This window comes from Liquorilactobacillus sicerae (assembly GCF_029916425.1).
GTDB lineage: Bacteria > Bacillota > Bacilli > Lactobacillales > Lactobacillaceae > Liquorilactobacillus > Liquorilactobacillus sicerae.
The window spans coordinates 1-557 of record NZ_JAHAVQ010000130.1 but is presented as its reverse complement, the minus strand read 5'-3'; the positions used below and the strand labels follow the sequence as shown (position 1 = coordinate 557).

The 557-nt window shown below is 36.3% G+C and carries 1 protein-coding gene; it reads right to left on the bottom strand.

Annotated features, from left to right (window positions below):
- Positions 1-542 (bottom strand): adenylyltransferase/cytidyltransferase family protein (locus tag KH893_RS11625; RefSeq protein ID WP_281166256.1); only part of this gene is annotated, 542 nt, incomplete at its 3' end.
- Between the last annotated feature and the right edge of the window lie 15 nt (positions 543-557).

The window sequence follows — 557 nt, the reverse complement described above, 5'->3', positions numbered from 1 at the left end:
GCCTGAAGATTCCCATCAAATAGTAGACGTCGAATTCTTGTTGATGAAATTTTGCCAAAATAATCAGCACACTCCCCAATTGTTAGAACTTTAAAACGTCCGTCAGCATATCCGGGTAGATGTTTCATGTCCGCTATTTCTTTAAGGGATCCATAAGTATGGTCAAAACCGGCAACAACAACCGCAGCACCAAGTTTGGCCAAGTAATTGTCAACATAATCCTTTGGGTTTTGATCACCGAACTCTAAACTATAATAAATCAAAAAAACTGTATCGACGCCGATTTTATCAAGCATCTGCATTTTTTGTCGAAATGGAAGGATCGGAACTTTTAAAATTGGATCGTTAATATAGAAACCTGTCGGTGACTGTGAATACATTAAAATAGCTAGCTTTAAATGCTGTTCGTCAGCAATTTTTTTAGCTTGCTTAATGACAGTTTGATGGCCCAAATGGAGACCATCAAAGTAACCCATTGCCAAAACAAATTCTTTTTTTTTGTTGCTGTATCTGTTCGGAAACTTTAAATTAATTATCTTCATGAATCAACATCTTTC